This is a genomic window from Candidatus Salinivivens marinus, assembly GCF_965655845.1.
Taxonomy (GTDB): Bacteria; Pseudomonadota; Alphaproteobacteria; order Rhodobacterales; family Rhodobacteraceae; genus Salinivivens; species Salinivivens marinus.
The window spans coordinates 83,418-102,633 of the sequence record NZ_CBFHHX010000007.1; the positions used below are offsets into that span (position 1 = coordinate 83,418).

The window sequence follows — 19,216 nt, forward strand, 5'->3', positions numbered from 1 at the left end:
AGCATGTAAATGTCCGATTCTACCAAAGAAAAATATAAGATTTTAGCAATAAGATACGAACTGCAAAGCTCGTTTACCTGCCATACGCCCTGTAGCTAAGCATGTGGTAATAAGGTACCCTCCAGTTGGAGCATCCCAGTCCAGCATTTCTCCGGCACAAAATACTCCTGGTCTGCCTCGCAACATAAAATTTTCATCGATTGAGCCCATTTTCACTCCACCGGAAGTGGAGATTGCGGTTTGGATTGGGCCAGTTCCATTTAAAGGGATTTTGAGAGATTTTATACTTTTAGTAAGCAAAGCTGGTTCTTTGAAAACATCCATGGCAAACTCTCTTAATATAGCTTGCTTTATCGGCTCAAGTTTTAGACGTTTCCGGAGAACATTTGAGCTGCTAGATTTTCCCCATGGCATAGTTAACAGTTTAAGGATTTTATCATTGTCCCAGTCGGGTAGTAGATCAAGTATAAGGTCTTCTCCTTTTTTTAATTGTGCGGATAGTGAGTAAATTCCTCCCCCCTCTATTCCTTTTTGTGAAATGATTATTTCTCCGCGTGACGATTGGCTCCCAGCACTTAATTTGATTGATTTCAGAGGTTGTCCAAAATATTTGGACATTTTTATGGACCATTTTACCATGAAGCTACAGTTTGAGGCTTGAAAGCTTTCTAACTCAGCTGGGTCAAAAAGTGATTTCCAATCACCATTGGACCCCAGTTTAGGCCAGCTTGCTCCACCTAATGCTAAAACAATTCCGTCGGCAGACTTATTTAATAATCCTTGCGGTGTTTCGAAAGTAGCGACCTTATTTGATATAGATTTTAGCTTCCAGCGATTTTGACGTGTAACACCCAGTTCATCGAGTCTAGATATCCAGTTGCGCAACAGGGGAGATGCTTTCATTTCAGTAGGAAAAACGCGGCCAGTTGATCCGACAAAAGTTTTTATACCTAGCGACTTCGCCCATTCAATTACTTCATTTGGTCCAAATTCTTCTAATGCCTTCTCAATCGTATTATTATTATGGATAATACGTGTTTGAAAAGTTACGTCATCTTCGTGCATGGTTAAATTGAGTCCGGACTTTCCAGCCATAAGGAATTTTCTACCAAAAGTTGGCATTGAGTCCGCAAGAGTAACTTCCACACCGCTACGGCTGGCAAAATCTGCAGCCATTAGTCCTGCTGGACCTCCCCCTACTATAAGTATTTTTTTATTAATCATTCTTAATGTTTACATTTAACAGTGGAAGGTGTCGTTACTTTCTCGCAATGAGTGAATATTAATAAATAGCCTTCTGATTAGAAATAAAAATAAAAAATACTAGCTTTTTGTTATGATTATATGTGGATTATGTAACCGGCCTATCCCTCTTGATGCCCCCCAAAGTGTGCATCACTTAATTCCCAAGTCGAAGGGAGGCAAAAATGGTCCTACCGTTATCCTTCACCACATATGCCACAAGGAAATTCACATAACTCTGTCTGAGGCTGAACTTGCGCGAAATTATAACAATATAGAGGTCTTGAAAACGCACCCCAGGCTAGCAAAATTCATCTCATGGGTAAAAAAAAGGCCACCAGAATTTTTGTCAAGATCGCGGGTGCGAAAAAAAAAGTAACTATGGTATCATTTCTTTAATCGCTGATAGTTGGCCCCTTTTTGAATTTGATATGCCTAAACACAATTCATCAATTCGGGATAATATATTAGTCCCAGCGACTATCTCATCAACTAGCCCAAACTCATAGGCTGTTTTGCAAGTAAGTTTTTGGCCTGCTAAAAGTATAAATTTAGCTCTAGAAGAGCCACAGATTTTGCTCAAACGCAACGCATCACTAGGTTGGGGTAAGTAGCCCAATTTCATAACTGGATAGAAGAAATAGGCTTCTGGGACACTGATCCGAATATCACAGGCCAATACCATTCCCATAGCTCCACCTGCAACCGTTCCGTTTATTGCCGCAATGGTCACACATGACAGCCGGTGTATCGTATCAGATAAAAGCTCCCATTTAGTTGAGGTTGCTAAATCTTTTTTTTTCACTTCATCTAGGTCTGCTCCAGCACTAAAAACTTTACCCGACCCTGTAATAATTAAGGCCTTATTTTCATTTGAAACACCTGCTATTTCGATCATCTCATCAAGCATATTAGCTGTTAATGCGTTGGCTTTCGACGTACGATCAATAGTAATGTACCGTATATCGTCCTTTAAGTGTGAGGTTATCATACCATACCTATTTGTTGTCTTAAAGCTTCGTCTCGCAGACTAACCTCTTTTCCCAAATATTCATTTCCAGGATAAGAGGCTAACCAAACCAACGCTTTTGCGGGCCACTTGGGATCAATATGCGCTGACCACTCTAACTGGCTAACCTGATTAATTTTGCTTTTTTTTATCTCTCGCTGCATGTTTGTAGCAACTGTTCCTGGCGATAAGCCAATCGAGCGAATACCACATTGGCGATACTCTAAGTCTACGCAGCGAATTAGCATATTCACAGCCGCTTTAGATGTGCAGTAGTGGCTCCACGCCTCTAATGGATTATGAGCGGCGCCAGAACTCAAAGTAAGGAAGGTTCCACCACCGCTTTTTAACATGGAAGGAATTGCTAATTTGAAACCGTAAAAAACGCCTTTTAAGTTCACATCTATGATATTGTTCCAATCTTCGATCTTGATATCCGCAAGTCTCTGGATTGGTTTTATTCTTCCTGCGTTATTAACAACTATATCAATTTTTCCAAACTCATTTAATGTCTGCGAAATCATGTTTTCTACTTGCTCGGGTTTAGCAATATTCAGAACATGTACTCTTGCAGCAGATCCAATCTCGCGCGCAACATGCGCCAGTTTGTGTTCATCTTGCGCTGCTAATATGACAATTGCTCCCTTCTGGGCAAACTCTTTTGCGCTAGCCGCGCCAATACCGCGGCTTGCGCCAGTCATTATTACAATTTTCCCACTTAAGTTCATTTTTTGGCCAATTTGTTTTCTAATTACACGTATCTGGGTTGACGATAGACTAAGCAAACCCCAGATTAAAGCATATGTTTTTAAAAGAAATATGATGATATCTAAGAAATTCTTCACTGGTATAGTTTTCGTAATCTGTACGTTTGCCTACTCTCCAACTTATGCACAAATGACTGCAACAATTGTTTGGGATGAGATAAAGCAAATCGCATCAGAAAACGGATTTAAAATTTCTGCTATAATAAACCAAAGTGCAGAAGGCATTAATATTGAAGAATTTTCTTTAATTAACAAAGCTTCAGAAAATAACGAGTTTGAAAGGTTAGAAATTGAGTTAGTAGATATTGCGCTTTTCGAAAGAAGTGACGGGTCGGTGGAAATTCGGCCTGATTATGATCAAGAAATAACGATAAAAGTATATGAAGGGAATGGGGTTTCATCTTTTGTTATCAAGCCTCTCAGCGACAATACAAATATGATCATAAGTGGAAAAGTTGGAGCACCCGATTTCCAGATAAATTCTTCTCTCTTGGGTGTTGAATTAAACGAATACGAGTTGTCATCAGGATATCAAGGCAATGAACTATTTGAAGCGCGGATAACTTTAGACGGTTTAAAATCAACTCAAGCGTTTGCGGGAACAAAGCAAAATAATCCAAAAAGTTCATTTAAAGCAGATTTTGTAAAATTATTCTTAAACTTTGATGTACCAGATGAGCAAATGACAGGACTGATAAATTATCAACTAGAAGATATACTAGTTGTTTCGAGACAAGATAATTCAGTATCATCCAACTCCGCAAATTTACAACTTCTATTAGAAAATGGTTACAATGCTTTAGGCTCTTATAGTGTTGGAAAGGGCTCTGTTGAGTTCGATCTTTCAAGCCCAGACGGGAATTTTAAGGGTAGATTGGCATCAGAGAAGTCTAATGTTAGTAGTAGCCTTACAGAGGATGGACTTATTTTTGATGCATATTTCTCAAACGGGCTTCTTAAGTTGAGTGCATCTGTATTGCCAATTCCAATTGATATATCTGTAAAAAATGCCAATTATGGAATTACTTTGCCGCTTTTAAATAAAAATAAGCCACAGAATTTTGGTGTAAGACTTGGTATTTCGGATTTGCTTATTGCACAAGATTTATGGGGGCTGTTCGATCCGAGTAATAAACTTTCAAATGGTCCAATAAATGCTAAGATTTTTTTATCTGGTAAAGCTGACTTGTTTGAAAATCTAACAGAGTTGAGTACTGACTTTTATGAAGAGAATTACTCAAGTCAAATTCCTCTTGAAATTGAGGAAATCCATCTTGAAAAATTAGATCTTTCTGTTATGGGCACGTCTTTACGAGGAAAGGGAAAGCTAACTTTAGATAATGAGGATCTCATTACCTACGATGGATATCCTAAGCCAGTTGGATCAGCTGAGTTTGTTTTGTCCGGTGTCAATGCTTTAGTTGATAAATTTATAAACAGTGGGTTTATTGACCCTGATACAGGAATGGGTGCTCGAATGATGCTAAGTATGTTTGCCATACCAACGGGTGACGATGAGTTAACCTCGAAAATAGAGTTTAATAGTCTTGGTCAAGTATTAGCCAATGGACAAAGGCTGAGGTAACTCTAGCTTTATAATTAAAGCACTCCAACCCTACATGGCGGTATGATTAAAATGACTAATGATACTCTTGATTTTGTTACTCAGAAACTGCTTGACCAAGCTAAATTGATGGGGGCAGATGAGGCAGATGTTATAGCCACTAAAGGTCAATCTCTAAATGTTGATGTTCGACAAGGGGCTTTGGAAAATGCTGATAGAGCCGAAGGTACAGAGGTGGGTCTACGTGTGTTGGTCTCGAAAAGGCAAGCAATCGTCTCATCTTCAGATATATCTGAGGATACGCTTCATCTTATGGTAGAGCGTGCAATTGCCATGGCAAAGGATGCTCCAGAAGACAAATATGCAGGTTTGGCAAATGTTGATCAATTAACTAAAGAGACAGATTTGTTTGGCTTGGAGATTTGTGACCCCGCGCCTGAACCATCTCCATCTAAATTACAGGAAGAGGCTGAAAGAGCGGAAGCCTCTGCTTTGCAAGTGAGTGGAATTTCTAAGGTGTCAGATGCTTCAGCATCCTATGGAAAATATTCTGTTTTTATGGCTGCCAGTAATGGTTTTACTGCTAACTATGAAAGATCAAGCCACTCGGTTTCCTGCGTTGCGATTGCCGGTGAAGGCTCAGATATGGAGCGTGATTATGATGCGGACATCCGAGTTTATCAATCTGATTTAAGGTCACCTGAGGAAATTGGTAGAACTGCTGGATTGCGAGCAGCAGAGCGTTTGCAACCCAGACGGCCGACTACTGGTAACTATCCCGTACTATATGATGAACGTATCTCATCAGGTCTGGTTAGTCATTTTCTTAGTGCTATAAACGGTGCAGCAATCGCCCGAGGATCAAGTTGGCTAAAAGACTCATTGGGCAAACAAGTGTTGCCTAAAACATGTAGATTGGTTGAAGATCCGCATCGATTAAGGTGTGGAGCCTCTAGATTATATGACTCCGAGGGTTTGGCAACAAAGAAGCGTGAGATTGTGAGTAATGGTATTTTGAACGAGTGGACATTGGATCTGGCCAGTTCACGCAAATTAGACATGAAGCCAACTGCAAACGCCGCAAGGGGCGTTAGTTCGAATCCGTCACCAACAAATTGGAATATTGAGCTCAGTTCTAGAGAAGATCTCCACGATAATTTATTGAAGGAGATGGGGACTGGTCTGCTTGTTACGTCCTTAATTGGCTCAACAATAAACGCTAATACTGGTGATTACTCCCGGGGCGCATCTGGGTTTTGGGTGGAGGATGGTCAAATTTGTTATCCAGTTAGTGAAATCACAATTGCAGGAAATTTAAGAGACATGCTCAAAGGAATTATATTGGGAAATGATGCTAAAAAGCATCTTTCATATGTTGTTCCTTCGATATTAGTTGAGAGTATGACCCTTGCAGGATCCTGATCTTAATCTCCTTATAACTGCAGCAAAAAAAGCTGGTAAACTTGCGAAAAATTATGAATTTAGAAAGCTTAAAGTCTGGGAAAAAGAGGGTGGTGCCGGACCAGTTACACAGGCAGATATTGAAATAGATAGAATGCTTTTTAAATATTTAACTTCGGCCAGGCCAGATTATGGTTGGTTATGTGAAGAAAGTACCAGCGATATTCCTCATTATGAGAAAAATTGTGCTTTTGTAATTGATCCCATTGATGGAACTAGGGATTATATTAAAGGTGGTAACAACTGGTCACATTCTTTTTCCGTCGTAAAAAAAGGTAAAGTGAGTGCTGCAGTTGTATATGTACCAAAACAAGACCTTTTATTCTCTGCTTATCTTGGTGGAGGGTCATGGTTAAACGGTGAGAGACTTCATATAAAAGCGCCAAGTAAATCTGGTGTGATCGACTTAATTGCTGCTAAAGTCGTCGAAGATGATAAAATCTGGAAGGCAAATTTAAAGCCAAAATTTAATCGAGAACATAAACCGTCGATTGCATTCAGAATGGCCAGCGTGTCCCAGGGAAGATACCACGCAATGATGACATTGAGAGATTCTTGGGAATGGGATGTATGTGCTGGCTCACTGTTAATTAATGAGTCGGGTGGCGTTGTAGTAGACCGCTGCTTATCAACGCCTGTTTTTAACACTAAAAGACAAAAAACCAGCGGCATAATAGCTGGGAACAGACTAGTGGTTGAACAGGTAGGCTCTGCCTTAAATCTTTAGAAACGGCTGCACTAATTTGTGTACAAGTGTTTGAAACTTCAATGGAGCATCTGTAACAGCCAGACAAATACAGTCTTCACCGTCCACAGCGATTGGTTGGTGATCAAGATCTTCATCTGCCATTTCTACATCACCGGGACCAAACCGAGAGACTTCGTCTTCAAAAGCTCCTTTAAGCACAAGTGTAAGCTCATTCCCATTATGACTGTGGTGGGGTACTGCAGTACCTGCAGGAATGTAAAGCAATCTAGCTGTCGAATTTCCAGATGTTTTCAGTAGAGACTGCTTTACGCCTAACCCTATTGGCCGCCATTTTATATCTTTCAAAGATCCACCGATATAGTCGCTCAGAGCTGACGGTATATCAGATTCACTACGCACGGTTACCTGTGCCGCTTGCGCTGGCTCCCTTTCAATCAATGCCATGACGTTTTCAAAGCTATCATCACTCATCTCTTCTGGTTCAGATACATCCAACAATGCTCCACCGACGGCTTCATAACTTTCTAATGCAGCTCTGCAATCGTCACACATTGAAATATGAGTAGCAACTGCAAGTGAGAAAGCTTCACACAGTGTCCCATTTGAATATCTCATCAATAAGTTTTCGCTTAAATGGTGTTCAATTTTTCTATCGTTTTTCATATTTATCCCATTGCATGACGCAATCTCTCTAAGGCTAATCTAATTCTGGATTTAATTGTGCCAAGTGGCAATCCTGTTTCTAATGCTATTTCGCTGTGCGATAATTCTTTGAAAAAAGCTTTTTCAACCAATTGGCGCTGTTTGTCAGGCAAATTTTGAATGGCATCTGCTAAAATTTCAGATTGTTGTTTAAGTTCTAAAGCATCTTCTTGCGCCGGCTCGATTTCATCGGGCCAATTTAATTCATCAGGTTCAGGCCTGCGAATTTTTCTGATAGCGTCAATCCTTTTATTCCTAGCAATTGTAAATATCCATGTCGATGCACTTGCCCGGGCTGGATCAAAGAGTTGTGCTTTATTCCAAACGGTTGCCATTGCTTCCTGGCTACATTCTTCAGCCATTGTTGGATCTGCTCCCGCTTTCATCAAGAATGACTTTATTCTTGGAGCGAAGTGGTTAAACAGTTGTCTAAAAGCAACCCTGTCTTTGTCGTTGCTAACCATTAACAGAAGTTCTTCCCAATCATGACCTTTGTTGTCGCTCAATATCCGTGGTCCCATCCCAGTAGAGTGCACTGAAATTCTACCACCCCTGTCGCCAGATGGCGAGTAAGGATTTTCGATATCGTCAATTAATTTCAACATAACAGTTATTCGTTAAAAATTGTGATTTGGATCAAAAACTTTTATTTCATCCAAATTGTGTCCGGAGCCGTACTTATAAATAAACTACCGGAGACGAATATGAATTTTATTACAACGCCTAGCCCACTAAGAATAGCAGTAATAGGGGGTGGCATCTCTGGTATGGGGGCGGCTTATCAGCTGTCCCATTTCGGTAAAGTAACATTATACGAAAGTGAAGTCAGACTAGGTGGTCACGCTAGAACTGTCTTTGCTGGAAAGCGTGGCAACCAACCTGTAGACACAGGTTTTATAGTGTTCAATAAAATAAATTATCCTCATCTAATGGCTCTTTTTGATGAATTAAATGTTCCAATTTGTCAAAGTAACATGAGTTTTGGCGCATCTGTTCGAGGTGGTGAAATTGAATACGGATTACGCAATTTCCAATCCCTATTTGCTCAGCCAAGAAATCTCAAAAACTTTAATTATTTAAAAATGTTAATGGACATACTGAAGTTCAATAAAAAAGCAGTGGCTTTAGCAACTGACAGGTCAATGACAATACGAGAACTTTTGCACAAGTTGGGTACAGGTAAGTGGTTTAGGGACTACTATCTCCTTCCTTTTTCAGGCGCCATATGGTCGACACCCAAAGACAAAATACTTGATTTTCCGGCTCACTCGATGATTAACTTCTTCGAAAATCATGCGCTTTTAAATCGCACTGGGCAACACCAGTGGTTCACTGTAAAGGGTGGATCGATCCAATATGTGGAGCGACTTAATCGAGAGCTGGTTGAGAGGAACGTTGCATTGCGTTTGGGTGATCCAATTAAAGAAGTTAAACGAGGCCCGTTAGGGGTTCAGATTTCCAGTCAGAAAAGTGACTTCGAATATTTTGATCATGTCGTTTTTGCGACCCACAGCGATGATACATTAAAAATACTCGTAGATGCAGACCAGCGTGAGTCTAAAGCACTGGATGCTATAAAGTACCAGTCCAACCAGGCAGTCTTACATCATGATGAAAACGTGATGCCAAAAAGTAAAAATTGTTGGGCAAGTTGGGTATACACAGAGGATAAGAAAAGATCATTGGGCCCAATAGGGTTAACATACTGGATGAATTCTCTTCAACCAATTCCTGAGGTCGATCCAATGTTTGTGACCTTGAATTCAAAAAATAAAATTGATCCTTATAAAATTTATGATGAGGTTACCTTTAGGCATCCCGTTTATGATTTACCTGCACTGGAAGCTCAGAAAGATCTTGCGGAAACTAATGGTCAGCGGAATACTTGGTTCTGTGGAGCATGGATGAAGAATGGTTTCCACGAAGATGGGTTAGCTTCGGCAATAGACGTTGTAGATAAGTTTTCAGATAGAATATCCGTGAAGATTGCAGCACAATGACCAACGTAGATTACGTAGATGGCTTCACATGGCATGGAAGATTGGGTGACTTAAAAAACGCTTTCAAATATAAAGTCGGATTTGTGCTGCTTGATCTTGACGAAAATGCGCGAGGCCCAGCTTTGTTTTCCAGGACTACTGGAAATTTTTTTGGTATTATAGATAGTGATTATGGTGGTCCGCCAGGTGCTGGCAGAAGTAGTGATTGGGTTCGTGAGGTCCTCGCGAGCTATGATCTTAAAGGCGTTGAAAAAATATTTTTACTGGCTCAACCTAGAATCCTAGGCCACGTATTCAATCCTGTAAGTTTTTGGCTTTGCTATAAAAAAAGCAACAGTCTTTTAGCCGTGATTTCAGAGGTTACGAATACGTTTGGTGATAGGCATTGGTATATTTCTTACAATAAGGATCATTCAGCAATTCTTCCCAAAGATCGTTTAAACGCTCAGAAGATTTTTCATGTTTCGCCTTTTCAGCCGATTGAAGGTCAATACGAATTTCGCTTTGACATTAGGCAGGATAAAATTGGCATTTGGATAGATCTGAATCATCGCAGTGGTGGAATAAAAACTAATCTTATTGGAACTAGGCGGAAATTAACCAACCTGGGAATAATAAAGTCGGTAATTTTTCGCCCTCTAGGGTCTAGAAGAGTACTAGGTTTAATACATTGGCAAGCACTAAAGCTCTGGTGGAAGGGCGCACGCTATCGAACTCGGCCAGAACCGCCTAAAATTGATGTTACTCAATGAGGCAGGCTACACACCGCTTTTCAAGCCTTGCTTTCGTGATTGGCATGGCTGGCCTACCTGTATACATACATGCGCCTAAATATTTTGTCGATGTATATGGAATAAGCTTATTTACCATGGGCTTTATAATGTTCATATTAAGGCTTATTGATGTTTTTCAAGACCCTTTACTGGGTATTATCGCTTCCAAAACTACACGTTTTGGGGCTCTACCAATTGCATTAGCTGTAGCAGCAATGTCCGTTGGGATGATAATGTTGTTTGCAATAAAAAGCCCAATATCGCCATCATTATGGTTTTTTATATCACTTTTTATGGTTTTTACTGGTTTTAGTTTTGCGTATATTCGTTCTTACGCCCAGGGTTTAATAAATCTGGGGGCAAACGACCAGATACGTTTGGCAAGATGGCGTGAAGTTGGAACCACGCTAGGAATTTGTGTAGCTGCGATTTTGCCTACCTTTTTTCTTCTTTTCGTAGACGATGGATATGCATACTTTGCGATATTTTTTTGTGTGATGGCTGTGGCAGCCCTCGTATACGTTTGGCCTCAATTTCCTGCTGTTGATAAATTCGAAAGGAAAACTAATTCTTTCCTAAGCTTGCTTAGTGCAACCAAAGATTTACAACTAAGAAAGTTATTGGTACTTGCTCTGGTGAACTCAAGTCCTGTCGCTCTTAGTTCCACTCTTTTTCTTTTCTTTGTTGAGAGCCGTTTAAACGCTCCGGATTGGGCAGGAATATTTCTAATATTATTCTTTTTGGCGGCAGCAATAGCTACACCGTTGTGGACAAAATTAGCTGATGTTCATGGTGTTTTTAACATTTTGAGAGTTTCAATGGTTTTATCCATTCTTTCATTTTTTGGGGCCTCATTCTTGTCGGAGGGAGATATCCTAACATTTTCTTTAATTTGTTTATTAAGTGGCGCAACTGTGGGTGCTGATCTAGCTTTATTGCCAGTGTTATTTGCTCGTCAGATAGAAAGTAGCAAAATAGAGCCGGACCTTGGCTTTAGCTTATGGAATTTTGTGTCAAAATCAACTTTAGCCTTTGCAGCAATAGGAGCGTTACCATTACTTGGACTGGTTGGGTTTAATTCAAGTGGCCCAAATTCTCAAAATGCTTTGTTCGCTCTTACGTTCGGTTATGCGATTTTACCTTGTATGCTGAAATGCATATCCATTGTATTACTTTTCAAATTTATTCGCGGTGAGGGGCTCATTTCTCATGCGTGACCTCCAGAACAAGACTTATTGGATAGTTGGTGCTAGCGAGGGCTTGGGGAGAGCTTTAGCAATCCAGTTGGCTGAAGTAGGCGCTAAAGTTATTATTTCCGCCAGGAATGAAGAAAGACTTATTGAATTATCTGAAGAAATTGGGTCTAGTTCATTAGTTTTGCCTATGGATGTTACAAAGGAATCCAGTGTCAGGAGCGCATACAGAAAACTGCCCAGAACTTTAGATGGTTTTATATATGTTTCCGGAGTTTACTGGCACATGAGCGCCTCTTCATGGGATCGAGAAAAAGCCGAGGAAATGGTCGATGTAAACTTGGTTGGAGCAATGAGGTGTTTGGCTCACTTGGTTCCTAAATTTATGAAACAAGGGTCTGGTCATATTGTATTGACTGGGAGTATTGCTGGTTACCGCGGTTTGCCGGGATCAGTAGGGTATTGTGCTTCAAAAGCAGGTTTAATGTCTCTTGCAGAAACATTGAAAATTGATCTTTCAAAAAGTAATATTGATGTTCAGCTTTTAAACCCTGGATACATTAAAACTAGGCTGACAGATAAAAACCCCTATAAAAAAATATACGTCATGACACCAGAGGAAGCTGCACAATTTTCAGTAATGCATATGAGATCTAATCGTTTTCAGTCATCATTTCCGCGTATTTTTTCAATAATAAGTAAAATTATAAAAAACTTTCCTGACTGGTTATATTTCAAAATTTTCAGTTAGACAGGATATCTGTTTTGTTTGTATCAATTATGCTCAATAATATTTAGGTATTGGGCTAACTCATCGATTATTGACAACCAATTATCTACTATATTTATATTGCTTGGTGCAGCTTGAACTCCTGCCTCAAGCTTTTTTTGTATGACTGCTTCAACTGCAAGAGATACTGGCTGTGACACAAGCCTTGACATAGCACTTTCCCCACCATTTCCCCAAGCATCCATAACGAATGTTTTGTGCCACTTAACTGAGTTTTCAACTTCCGCTTTGAGTGAAACACATAAAACTACTCTATCTGGCTCATTCTTTTCGTAGGCATTATCATTCCATAATTGATCTGACATTTCTTTCAAGCGATGATCACCGGTTTTTCCTGATAATCCTTCTATCTCACTAAAAATATCTTGCCATGCAGAGCTCCATCCATTTAAGCGGAGGGTTCCTCGCACAAAGTTTTTTACCTTCCAAGTGGGGTCAAATTTATAATCCTCCATGAAAGGTAGGCTATCTCGGTTAGGATATACTTCAAATGTTTCTGCTTTTTCTAGTGGTGCCTGATAAGATGAAATTGCGTTCCATGGGCGGTCCACGTTAAACTCTTTGAAATCACGTATTGATTTAGATGGTGACTTTAGTGCGTTTAATACACCTAATGGCGACCAACTAAATTTGTATTTAAACGCATTTTCAAATTTTGGAATACCTCCACAATAAGAGAGAAAGCTTAGTTCATTTTCGATATTATATTCTTTGGACTGGCGATAATCACTAACTAGTTTGTGAGCCATTAAGTGATCAATTCCCGGATCTAAACCTATCTCATTGATGCAAACTCGATTTATTTTCTTGAATTCACTATCAAGTATCCGCATCTCGGGTGCTATATAGGATGAGCTAACAAAGTGAGCCTTTTTTAAAATTGCCAATGAAGCTAAAGGCACATGCCAATCTGCTGGCAGCATGGATACGATAATATCGTTTTCTTTTAAACAATCTTGAAGTGAGCTTTTGTCAAATTCTCTAATATTGTTCGTAATGTCTCCAACGGCAGCATTAGCCTTGTCAAGTGTTCTGTTCCAGACAACTACATCATACCCATTTTTTATTAGTCTCCTTAGACCTGGAATTGCTGATAAACCTGCTCCACACCAATGAACTGTCATTTTATACTCGCTTCACATTTTCTAAATAAGTTTGATGTGCTCTTAACCAAACGCCCTGATTTAGTCTGTCTAAATCCAATAAACTTGGCAATAGCTGAGATGCAAAATCTACAGAGCTTTCTAAGGGGAGAAGTGAAGGTAGGTTATCAATTGCCATCACGTCTAAAATAGGTTTTTCACTTACGCGAGTTACTGGCTCTGACCAAGTTGTTACAGAATCGTATAAAGCAATAGGATTATGCTCACTACCAGGATCACAAGCTATGTCTCCTATTATGCTGAGGTTTTGATTTTGTTGAATTATTTTCTCTGAGATAAAGGTTGGTGTTTCTTTATTTGCAACAACACAATTGAAGAACAAATCATGGTTCAAGATATCAAAGAACGCCTCTTTTTCTTTTGTCTCCGTAATATCCCACTTTGTTGTCTTGATATTCATCTTTTCACAGAGATCTATAACGCCGCTACCAACTCGGCCAAGGGCTCCAATAACAATCGCACTTGTTGGTAAGAGTTTGCTACTTTCTAGTTCACTTCTTATTTGTTCATCCAAGCTATCTCTATCCTTATAGGTGGTAAAAACTTTTGACCTTTTTTTTGACTTCTGAGAAACCCAGCATGATATTGTTACTGCTGCACCAGCATATCCAGCCCAATACCCAAATGCAGCTACTCTCTTGCCTGCAGGACTTACCAAGTATTCAATATCGTACAAAGCACCGCCACCAACTTTAAATCTTTTTAACAAAGTCTCAGCCATTGGTTGGTCTTTAAATGCGTGACCAAACATAATATGCCGATGTTTTAGTGGAAACGGTTCATCTGGTAGCTCCTTTAAACCAAATATGATTGTTTCCAAGGGTGCATTTGGCCAACTTTTTTCTTCGAGAATCTCGCATCCTACGTCATGATATTTTGAACTAGGGATAATTCGTGAGTTACTGTCCTCTATTGAAACTTTAATACCCTTTTTTAGTAAGTGCTCAGCCTCTAGTGGTGTAATACCAACTCTTTTTTCGTTTTCTCTACACTCTGATCGTACTAAAATATGCGTCATTTAGGTTGTAAATCCTTGGGATATTAGAAAAATGTTCGGGATTTAATTCTGCTAAAATGATCCAAATGTGGTAGAGAGTTTACTTGTTCTACATTAAATTGACCATTCGAGTAATTAAGAGTCGTTACTCCCGTATTCATTGAAGCTAGCAGGAATTTTATCATAGAGCTATCACTCAAATCCAAACAATTTTGAAGAACTTTCGCGATGATACCTCCAGAAGTAACGACTAGAACCCGGTCTCCACTGTCTTTTAGAACATCAGAAACTTGGGATACTCTTTCTACAAAATCAACATAAGGCTCGGGTGCATTTACTATTTCAGCGGCTTTCCATTTTGACATAATAAACTCAAAGTGTTCTTCAAAATCTAGACCAGACTTTGGTGGTCGTTTGCCAAATTGTTCTTCTACCAGTGTGGATAAGGTATAGTATTGGATCTCATTTAACCTGGGATCACGTATTATTTCTTCTTGATTATGAGTCTCCAATAAATCTGCAGTATCTCTCTGACGAAAAAGGGTCCCACTGAAGCAAGCATCAAAGGAAAATTCATTTTTCTTAAAGTACTGTCCCAACCATCCGGCTTGCATTTTTCCTAAGGAACTCAGCTTGTCGTAAGATATTTCATCTTTAGCCTCAGAGTTAGCCTGCCCGTGGCGTACTAAGAAAATTTGAACCATTTATATTGACCGTATAAAACTTGCTTTAATTATTTGTATAAAGTTCGTGTGAATTTTTAAAAGATAGAGACAACAACATAAATGCTGATTTGGCAACCTTTTGGTGATATTTAGCCCTGGTTAATAACCATTCTCTCTATCAACCAAATATAGTAGTTCTTCACCATTTTCTGCTTTTTCTATGTTCATGGAAATGACTTGTGACGCTGTTTTTGGTCTTGTCTCGGATGCTTTATGAGGTATGACTGTAACTTTATTATTCGACCAATACTGATGATTTTGGGGAAGGGGCTCAATCCTGAAAACATCTAATGTGGCGTGCTCAATTTGACCACTGTCTAATGCCGCCAGTAAAGCATCATCATCAATCAGCGGACCACGACCTGGATTTAGTACAAAAGCACCCCGTTTTAAAAGATTAAGTGTATGTTGATTTAATATATTTTGAGTCAGTGGTGTATCTGGTAACAGCAAAACTACTATGTCGGCATCCATTAAAGATGAATCGATTTGCTCATCACCATAAAAGCATAGAATGCCATCTACTCTTTTCTCTCTCCTAGACCATCCGCGAACATTAAATCCTAGTCTTTTCAGAGCTATTCCGCATGCAGTTCCGAGAGTGCCCAATCCCAGTATTGTTATAACGCGGTCTTTTGCTAGTGGTGGAACATATGAACGCCATATACCATCTTGGCCATGAATATGTTTATCGATTCCAAGGTGGTGACGTAAGGTGTGCCCGGTAACCCATTCTACCATTCCATCAGTCAAACCTGAATCGACCATTCGAGCTAGTGGTACCTTTAGCGTTTTATTGTTTGTGACTCCCTCCACTCCAGCCCATAAGTTCAAAACTGCCTTTAGTTTGGTATATGGTGAAAAATCTTGCAGAGAGCTACTCGGAGCATAGATTATGTAATCCACTTCACTTGGTGTGATATTTGTTCCTAATTCGTAATCTAAAGATTTGTCATCAAGTGCGTCTTGCAGTGGTGCTTTATAACGTTTCCAATTCTCTTCATTTGCTGAAAATAAAATTTTGATCGTCATATGTTTCCTCTTGGTCTGTGGACATGAGCCGACTGAATTAAACCAAATGCACCCATCAGAACTAACATAGCAGATCCCCCATAACTAATTAGAGGTAAGGGAACTCCCACTACAGGTGCTAAGCCCATGACCATAGACATGTTCACTGCAAAAAATAAGAAAAATGTTACCGTGAGGCCCAGGGATAATAGTGACGAAAACCTTTCTTTGTGTCTCAACGAGGAGTGCAAACAAAAAATTATAATTCCTACATAAATTGCTAGAATCGAGATTGTTCCAATGAAACCGAACTCTTCAGCAATAGTTGTAAATATAAAGTCAGTATGCTTTTCGGGCAAAAAATTTAAGCGAGACTGAGTTCCCTCCATGAAACCTCTCCCAGTCCAACCGCCTGAGCCCAAGGCAATTTTCGACTGAGTAATGTGATATCCTGCTCCTAAGGGATCTTTTTCGGGGTCTAAAAATGTGTCAATTCTTAAAAATTGGTAGTCTTGAAGTAATTGCCAGTCTGTACCTCGGCTTTTGAAAAGTGCTACAACAACGCCACTTGATAGCGCGATGACTGTCCCAAAATAAACCCAGTGCACACCTGCAAGAAACATCACAATTACGCCTGATATAAGTAATAGAATTGAGGTGCCAAGATCAGGTTGTTGGAGAACGAGTAAAACGGGTAAAGATATAAAAATTACTGGAACTAAGACCCAAAGTGGTTTTGATACTTTATCAGTCGGGAGCCAATCATAGTAAGCCGCCATTAGCATTACTAATGCTACCTTTGCCACTTCTGATGGTTGTAAGTTGATGAATCCTAAATTTATCCACCTCTGAGCGCCCATTCCGGTACGCCCTAAGAACTCGACGAGTAAAAGTAGTAAAAGAGCAACTATATATATTGGGACCGAAACATTTCGCCAAATCCAAATGGGTGTCATGGCGATTATAAACATCGCGAGCAAGCCAATTGAAAATCTTTGGATTTGAGCTGATGCCCATGGCTCCAAACTTCCACCAGCAACTGAGATAAGCATTACAAAACCAGAAAAGGCAGCACCAATTATTAATACTATCAAGCCCCAATTAATAAATAGAACTTTTCTCCATCCTGTCGGTACTGTTTTAACTCGGTATTCAAGGTAGCTCATGCCTGAACTTTCGAAGAATTTGTCGTTTTTGGCATTAATTTCTTCAGTTCGCGTTGCTGATTATAAATTCTGGCTCGATCTTCGACAGGGTATGCGGTTATAGGCGGCGTACCTTTGAAAATGGCTTGGAGCGTAATATCCCTCGCAATGGGTGCAGCAACAGTCGATCCACTACCACCATGTTCTACGACAACTGATACAGCTATTTCTGGATCATCATACGGCGCGTAATTCACGAACAAGGCATGGTCACGTTGCTCCCAAGGTAGATCTTTGTTTTCCAGAACCCCTAGGGTCCTCTCAACGGAAGAAATATTTCTAACCTGTGATGTGCCAGATTTGCCAACAATTTCACTTTTCTTATCTAAAACTCTTGCGGGATAAGCGGTGCCTCTTTTATCATTAGTTACTTCAAAAAGAGCTTTTCTTATAAGGTGTAAGTTATTTCTGTTTAGCTTTAGCTTATCTTGTATCCTTTCATTCTCAATTCCATTTATTGACTTAATAAGCTTTGGTAAAATTTCACGGCCAGTTGCGATGCGCGCAATCATAACGGCAAGCTGCAAAGGAGATGATAGTACGTACCCCTGACCTATTGATGAGTTAACAGTATCACCAACAACCCATTCGTTAGACCGAGTTTTTTGTTTCCAAATTTTATCTGGCACAATACCCGATGTAACGGCGGACATTTCGATATTGAAAGATTGTCCTAAACCTAGAATACGAGCTGCCTCGGCTATTTTCTCAATCCCCACCTTTTGAGCTAATTCGTAATAATATACGTCACAACTTTCTCTGAGGGATTTTACCAAGTCTACGTTGCCGTGGCCATCTGCTTTCCAGCAATGAAACTTTCGATTTGAGACTTCTACGTGTCCATTGCATCTAATTTTTTTTCTATGATCAATAATTCCTGCTTCAAGTGCTGCAAGGGCGGTGACCATTTTAAATGTAGAACCGGGTGGATATGCATCCTGAACTGTCTTTGAAGCTAAGGGTCTACGATTATCATCTCTTAATGTACCATAATCATCAAAAGAAATCCCGCGGACAAATTTATTTGGATCGTAAGCAGGAGATGAACAAATAGCCAAAATTTCCCCGGTTTTACAATCTAACACAACGACTGAAGCACTCTCAGTCCCCAACCTAGCTCGTACATATGCTTGCAAATTCGTATCCAATGTCAGTTTTAAGTTGGCGCCTTTAGATCCTTCTTTTCGCTCTATTTCTCTCATCACCCGACCAAGGGCGTTTACTTCTACCCTTTTTGTTCCTGCCTTACCGCGAAGAGTACTTTCTAATTCTCTTTCCACTCCAACCTTCCCAATCTGAAATCTGGGTATTCTTAAAAGTGGATCAGGGTCGTCTCGTACTTCGAGATCACGGCTACTTACTGGGCCTACGTATCCAACAACATGTGCAAAAATTTCACCTAAAGGGTAAATTCTTGAGAAGCCTATTTCTGGGTTAATGCCAGGCAGCATTGGGGCATTAACTGCAATTTTAGCAATATCGTCTTTTTCCAGTCTATCAATGATTGTTACAGGTAGAAATTTTGCACTTCTTTGAAGCTCTGCTTTGGAACGTTCAATATCTTCAGTGGATAAATTTATAAGTTTTGACAGGCGTTCTAAAATTAAATCTATATCACCCGCATCTTCTGCGACCATTGTAACTCTGTAGCTCGCCTCGTTTTCTGCTAATTTGACACCATTTCTGTCATAGATTTCGCCTCTTTGGTTTGGGATTAGCCTAACGTTTATCCTATTTTCATCTGCAACAAGTCGAAAGCTTTCTGCTTTCTCAACTTGAAGTTGGTGCATCCGCCAAGCCAATAATCCGCAAAAGCCAAGCTGCAGGCCACCAACTAATAAGCCACGTCGTCCTGTGCGAAAATGTCGATATGAAACTAAATTAGATTTTTGCCACATGTTCAAA

Annotated in this window: 19 protein-coding genes; 8 read left to right on the forward strand and 11 right to left on the reverse strand. The window is 39.8% G+C overall.

Annotation, left to right across the window (positions count from 1 at the left end; all coding sequences use genetic code 11):
* Nucleotides 1-42 precede the first annotated feature (42 nt).
* Complete coding sequence (locus ACTF5Q_RS07870) at nt 43-1,224, reverse strand: TIGR03862 family flavoprotein (protein ID WP_438954077.1); 1,182 nt, start codon at nt 1,222-1,224, stop codon at nt 43-45.
* 112 nt (nt 1,225-1,336) lie between these two features.
* On the opposite strand from ACTF5Q_RS07870, the gene ACTF5Q_RS07875 reads away from it, so the two are divergent.
* A complete protein-coding gene (locus ACTF5Q_RS07875; RefSeq protein ID WP_438954078.1) occupies nt 1,337-1,621 on the forward strand; it encodes an HNH endonuclease in 285 nt (94 codons plus the stop codon).
* Here ACTF5Q_RS07875 and ACTF5Q_RS07880 read toward each other — a convergent pair whose 3' ends face one another.
* Both ACTF5Q_RS07880 and ACTF5Q_RS07885 read right to left on the reverse strand, forming a co-directional pair.
* The gene (locus ACTF5Q_RS07880) at nt 1,622-2,233 is read right to left on the reverse strand and encodes an enoyl-CoA hydratase/isomerase family protein (protein WP_438954079.1); all 612 of its coding nucleotides are present in this window, start codon (nt 2,231-2,233) and stop codon (nt 1,622-1,624) included.
* Nucleotides 2,230-2,952, reverse strand: a complete 723-nt coding sequence (locus ACTF5Q_RS07885) for an SDR family oxidoreductase (protein ID WP_438954080.1) — start codon at nt 2,950-2,952, stop codon at nt 2,230-2,232. Before ACTF5Q_RS07885 ends, ACTF5Q_RS07880 begins: the two co-directional genes overlap by 4 nt.
* Nucleotides 2,953-3,073: 121 nt before the next feature.
* On the opposite strand from ACTF5Q_RS07885, the gene ACTF5Q_RS07890 reads away from it, so the two are divergent.
* Genes ACTF5Q_RS07890 through ACTF5Q_RS07900 form a run of 3 tightly spaced genes read left to right on the forward strand, consistent with a single transcriptional unit; the run spans nt 3,074 to nt 6,770 of the window.
* Nucleotides 3,074-4,603, forward strand: coding sequence for a hypothetical protein (locus tag ACTF5Q_RS07890; protein ID WP_438954081.1), 1,530 nt, complete (start codon nt 3,074-3,076; stop codon nt 4,601-4,603).
* Nucleotides 4,604-4,654: 51 nt separating this feature from the next.
* Nucleotides 4,655-6,004 (forward strand): TldD/PmbA family protein, encoded by a 1,350-nt coding sequence (locus ACTF5Q_RS07895; RefSeq protein WP_438954082.1) that lies wholly within the window; start codon nt 4,655-4,657, stop codon nt 6,002-6,004.
* Nucleotides 5,991-6,770 (forward strand): inositol monophosphatase family protein, encoded by a 780-nt coding sequence (locus ACTF5Q_RS07900; RefSeq protein ID WP_438954083.1) that lies wholly within the window; start codon nt 5,991-5,993, stop codon nt 6,768-6,770. Before ACTF5Q_RS07895 ends, ACTF5Q_RS07900 begins: the two co-directional genes overlap by 14 nt.
* Here the strand turns inward: ACTF5Q_RS07900 and ACTF5Q_RS07905 are convergent.
* Both ACTF5Q_RS07905 and ACTF5Q_RS07910 read right to left on the reverse strand, forming a co-directional pair.
* Nucleotides 6,759-7,415, reverse strand: coding sequence for a ChrR family anti-sigma-E factor (locus tag ACTF5Q_RS07905; RefSeq protein ID WP_438954084.1), 657 nt, complete (start codon nt 7,413-7,415; stop codon nt 6,759-6,761). The genes ACTF5Q_RS07900 and ACTF5Q_RS07905 overlap by 12 nt on opposite strands.
* Nucleotides 7,416-7,417: 2 nt before the next feature.
* The gene (locus ACTF5Q_RS07910; protein WP_438954141.1) at nt 7,418-7,918 is read right to left on the reverse strand and encodes a sigma-70 family RNA polymerase sigma factor; all 501 of its coding nucleotides are present in this window, start codon (nt 7,916-7,918) and stop codon (nt 7,418-7,420) included.
* 240 nt (nt 7,919-8,158) lie between these two features.
* Here ACTF5Q_RS07910 and ACTF5Q_RS07915 point away from each other — a divergent pair, with 240 nt between their 5' ends.
* From ACTF5Q_RS07915 to ACTF5Q_RS07930, 4 genes are read left to right on the forward strand one after another with little or no spacing between them, the layout of a single operon-like run.
* Nucleotides 8,159-9,454: an NAD(P)/FAD-dependent oxidoreductase gene (locus tag ACTF5Q_RS07915; protein ID WP_438954085.1), complete on the forward strand. Its 1,296-nt coding sequence runs from the start codon at nt 8,159-8,161 to the stop codon at nt 9,452-9,454.
* Nucleotides 9,451-10,206 (forward strand): DUF1365 domain-containing protein, encoded by a 756-nt coding sequence (locus tag ACTF5Q_RS07920; protein WP_438954086.1) that lies wholly within the window; start codon nt 9,451-9,453, stop codon nt 10,204-10,206. The genes ACTF5Q_RS07915 and ACTF5Q_RS07920 overlap by 4 nt, the downstream gene beginning before the upstream one ends.
* Nucleotides 10,203-11,444, forward strand: a complete 1,242-nt coding sequence (locus ACTF5Q_RS07925; protein ID WP_438954087.1) for an MFS transporter — start codon at nt 10,203-10,205, stop codon at nt 11,442-11,444. Before ACTF5Q_RS07920 ends, ACTF5Q_RS07925 begins: the two co-directional genes overlap by 4 nt.
* Nucleotides 11,437-12,171: an SDR family NAD(P)-dependent oxidoreductase gene (locus tag ACTF5Q_RS07930; protein ID WP_438954088.1), complete on the forward strand. Its 735-nt coding sequence runs from the start codon at nt 11,437-11,439 to the stop codon at nt 12,169-12,171. Before ACTF5Q_RS07925 ends, ACTF5Q_RS07930 begins: the two co-directional genes overlap by 8 nt.
* Nucleotides 12,172-12,194: 23 nt before the next feature.
* Here the strand turns inward: ACTF5Q_RS07930 and ACTF5Q_RS07935 are convergent, their stop codons facing one another.
* The 6 genes from ACTF5Q_RS07935 to mrdA form a co-directional block, all read right to left on the reverse strand.
* On the reverse strand, nt 12,195-13,334 hold the full coding sequence (locus tag ACTF5Q_RS07935; protein ID WP_438954089.1) for a saccharopine dehydrogenase C-terminal domain-containing protein: 1,140 nt from the start codon (nt 13,332-13,334) through the stop codon (nt 12,195-12,197).
* 1 nt (nt 13,335) lies between these two features.
* Nucleotides 13,336-14,391 carry a saccharopine dehydrogenase gene (locus tag ACTF5Q_RS07940; protein ID WP_438954090.1) on the reverse strand — a complete coding sequence of 352 codons (1,056 nt, stop codon included), beginning with the start codon at nt 14,389-14,391 and terminating at the stop codon, nt 13,336-13,338.
* 23 nt (nt 14,392-14,414) lie between these two features.
* The gene (locus ACTF5Q_RS07945; protein WP_438954091.1) at nt 14,415-15,074 is read right to left on the reverse strand and encodes a histidine phosphatase family protein; all 660 of its coding nucleotides are present in this window, start codon (nt 15,072-15,074) and stop codon (nt 14,415-14,417) included.
* Between the two features lie 120 nt (nt 15,075-15,194).
* Entirely contained in the window at nt 15,195-16,127 is a 933-nt protein-coding gene (locus tag ACTF5Q_RS07950) for a 2-hydroxyacid dehydrogenase (protein ID WP_438954092.1), read from the reverse strand.
* Nucleotides 16,124-17,272 (reverse strand): rod shape-determining protein RodA, encoded by a 1,149-nt coding sequence (gene rodA, locus ACTF5Q_RS07955; RefSeq protein ID WP_438954093.1) that lies wholly within the window; start codon nt 17,270-17,272, stop codon nt 16,124-16,126. The genes ACTF5Q_RS07950 and rodA overlap by 4 nt, the downstream gene beginning before the upstream one ends.
* Nucleotides 17,269-19,209 (reverse strand): penicillin-binding protein 2, encoded by a 1,941-nt coding sequence (mrdA, locus tag ACTF5Q_RS07960; protein ID WP_438954094.1) that lies wholly within the window; start codon nt 19,207-19,209, stop codon nt 17,269-17,271. Before mrdA ends, rodA begins: the two co-directional genes overlap by 4 nt.
* Nucleotides 19,210-19,216 lie beyond the last annotated feature (7 nt).

Excerpts from the sequence above, each read along its gene's own strand:
- ACTF5Q_RS07870 (WP_438954077.1), bottom strand. The coding sequence starts at position 1,224 with ATGATTAATAAAAAAATACTTATAGTAGGGGGAGGTCCAGCAGGACTA.
- ACTF5Q_RS07920 (WP_438954086.1), top strand. The coding sequence starts at position 9,451 with ATGACCAACGTAGATTACGTAGATGGCTTCACATGGCATGGAAGATTG.
- ACTF5Q_RS07905 (WP_438954084.1), bottom strand. The coding sequence starts at position 7,415 with ATGAAAAACGATAGAAAAATTGAACACCATTTAAGCGAAAACTTATTG.
- ACTF5Q_RS07935 (WP_438954089.1), bottom strand. The coding sequence starts at position 13,334 with ATGACAGTTCATTGGTGTGGAGCAGGTTTATCAGCAATTCCAGGTCTA.
- ACTF5Q_RS07885 (WP_438954080.1), bottom strand. The coding sequence starts at position 2,952 with ATGACTGGCGCAAGCCGCGGTATTGGCGCGGCTAGCGCAAAAGAGTTT.
- ACTF5Q_RS07910 (WP_438954141.1), bottom strand. The coding sequence starts at position 7,918 with ATGGTTAGCAACGACAAAGACAGGGTTGCTTTTAGACAACTGTTTAAC.
- ACTF5Q_RS07895 (WP_438954082.1), top strand. The coding sequence starts at position 4,655 with ATGACTAATGATACTCTTGATTTTGTTACTCAGAAACTGCTTGACCAA.
- mrdA (WP_438954094.1), bottom strand. The coding sequence starts at position 19,209 with ATGTGGCAAAAATCTAATTTAGTTTCATATCGACATTTTCGCACAGGA.
- ACTF5Q_RS07890 (WP_438954081.1), top strand. The coding sequence starts at position 3,074 with ATGATATCTAAGAAATTCTTCACTGGTATAGTTTTCGTAATCTGTACG.
- rodA (WP_438954093.1), bottom strand. The coding sequence starts at position 17,272 with ATGAGCTACCTTGAATACCGAGTTAAAACAGTACCGACAGGATGGAGA.
- ACTF5Q_RS07915 (WP_438954085.1), top strand. The coding sequence starts at position 8,159 with ATGAATTTTATTACAACGCCTAGCCCACTAAGAATAGCAGTAATAGGG.
- ACTF5Q_RS07925 (WP_438954087.1), top strand. The coding sequence starts at position 10,203 with ATGAGGCAGGCTACACACCGCTTTTCAAGCCTTGCTTTCGTGATTGGC.
- ACTF5Q_RS07940 (WP_438954090.1), bottom strand. The coding sequence starts at position 14,391 with ATGACGCATATTTTAGTACGATCAGAGTGTAGAGAAAACGAAAAAAGA.
- ACTF5Q_RS07945 (WP_438954091.1), bottom strand. The coding sequence starts at position 15,074 with ATGGTTCAAATTTTCTTAGTACGCCACGGGCAGGCTAACTCTGAGGCT.
- ACTF5Q_RS07875 (WP_438954078.1), top strand. The coding sequence starts at position 1,337 with ATGATTATATGTGGATTATGTAACCGGCCTATCCCTCTTGATGCCCCC.
- ACTF5Q_RS07930 (WP_438954088.1), top strand. The coding sequence starts at position 11,437 with ATGCGTGACCTCCAGAACAAGACTTATTGGATAGTTGGTGCTAGCGAG.
- ACTF5Q_RS07880 (WP_438954079.1), bottom strand. The coding sequence starts at position 2,233 with ATGATAACCTCACACTTAAAGGACGATATACGGTACATTACTATTGAT.
- ACTF5Q_RS07950 (WP_438954092.1), bottom strand. The coding sequence starts at position 16,127 with ATGACGATCAAAATTTTATTTTCAGCAAATGAAGAGAATTGGAAACGT.